Below are 1718 nucleotides of genomic sequence, written 5' to 3' on the forward strand. Positions count from 1 at the left end.
CCCCGGGACCCTGCGGTAAGGACCAAAGAAATATTTTTGAACTATGGAGAGACCGATGAAACCCGATACCCGTACCCCCGGCCCGGCAACAGGCACAGAGAGCAATGCAGATTCCGGTATCAGCGCTACCGCAACGTTTGTCGCAAACCCCGATGTCTCGTGCCGGATCGAAGGGGATGCCGGCGCCGTGCTCTTCAACCCGGACACCGATACCACCCGGCTGATCAACCCGACCGGCATCCTCATCTGGAACTATCTGTCCGAGCCCCGGACAATAGGCGAGATCGTTGCGTTTGTTGCCGGGTCGTACAGCAACCTCCCCGACACGGCGTCCGTGCAGAAGGATGCCGAGGCGTTCGTGAAGGACCTTGCCCCGGGTTTTGTCTCGGAGTGTTAGGGCCATGCCGGACCACCCCTTGTACGCCGACCTGACCTTACCCCCGAAGGGGCTCATGCCGGCCCCGAAGTCCGTGGACCTCTCCCTGACCGGCCGGTGCAACCTCTCCTGTGGGTACTGCTTCTATGCCGACAGCATGCACACCCGGACGGATCTTCCCGCGGAACGCTGGCTGGCCTGTTTTGCGGAGCTGGGCAGCCTCGGCGTCCAGCGGGCCTGCCTCTCGGGTGGCGAGGTCTTTGTCCGAAAGGACTTCTTCACCCTGATCGACGGGGTGATCGCGAATAAGATGCGGTACTCCATCCTCTCGAACGGGACGCTGATTACGGAGGATACGATCGCGGCCTTCAACGAGGGGAAGCGCCGGCTCCGGATGGACTCGATCCAGGTTTCGATCGATGGTTCCTGCGCCGAGGTCCACGACCTCTCCCGGCCGCACAAGAGTTTCGACCGTGCAATCCGTGGCCTCCGGCTCCTTGCCGAGAACAAGTTCCCGGTCACGGTCCGGACTACCATCAACCACCACAATGTCCGTGACCTGGAGAAGATCGCGGCCCTGCTCCTCGACGATATCGGCCTTCCCGGGTTCTCCACCAACGAGGCCGAGGAGATGGGGACGGCTAGGTGCGGCGGCCAGACGATCGTGCTGGACGAGGAGGAGCGCCGGCTCGCGATGAAGACCCTGACGGATTTGAACGAGCGGTACGGCAACCGGATCAGTGCAACCGCCGGCCCGCTCTCGCGAGCGAAGATGGTGTATGAGATTGAGGAGAAACTGGCCCGGGGCGAGACCGGCACGCCCGGCCGGGGAACGCTCTGCTCCTGCGGCGGGGTTTTCTCCAAGATGGCGATCCTGCACGATGGCACGATGGTGCCCTGTAACATGCTCCCGACCCTGACGATGGGCGTTGTCGGCCTCCACTCCCTGCAGGACGCCTGGCTCCGGTCCCCGGCCATCAACGCGGTCCGGCTGCGCCGGAAGATCCCGCTCTCTGCGCTTCCCGAATGTGCCGGCTGCCGGTACACCGGGTTCTGCGCTGGCGGCTGCCCCGGGTCCGTGATGGCCAAATACGGGAAACTGATCGGCACCGATCCAACCTCCTGCTACCGTGCCTATGCACTGGAGAAATAACCATGACCTTCTGCGACACCCTGCCCGAACCCGCTGCCCCCCCGGCCCCTTCCGCCACCCCCGCAGCACCCGCCCGCACCCCCGCTCTCCCGGAGGGCGTGCCCCGGCCCAATTCGTTCTACCTGTCCCTGCCCCCGACCTCCAACCTCCGGTGCCGGCACCGCTGGATCTCCCCCGAGCATGCCGGCG

The 1718-nt window shown here is 64.7% G+C and carries 3 protein-coding genes; all 3 read left to right on the plus strand.

All coding sequences use genetic code 11. From position 1 onward, the window contains the following. Nucleotides 1-55: 55 nt before the first annotated feature. The gene (locus CW742_RS11975) at nucleotides 56-397 is read left to right on the plus strand and encodes a PqqD family peptide modification chaperone (protein ID WP_292420681.1); all 342 of its coding nucleotides are present in this window, start codon (nucleotides 56-58) and stop codon (nucleotides 395-397) included. Nucleotides 398-401: 4 nt separating this feature from the next. Next, nucleotides 402-1529, plus strand: a complete 1128-nt coding sequence (locus CW742_RS11980) for a radical SAM/SPASM domain-containing protein (protein WP_292420683.1) — start codon at nucleotides 402-404, stop codon at nucleotides 1527-1529. A 2-nt stretch (nucleotides 1530-1531) separates the two neighbouring features. Next, a partial coding sequence (locus CW742_RS11985) for a hypothetical protein (protein ID WP_292420684.1) occupies nucleotides 1532-1718 on the plus strand: 187 nt, incomplete at its 3' end.

Origin of the sequence: Methanoregula sp. (genome assembly GCF_002835825.1) — an archaeon.
Taxonomy (GTDB): domain Archaea; phylum Halobacteriota; class Methanomicrobia; order Methanomicrobiales; family Methanospirillaceae; genus Methanoregula.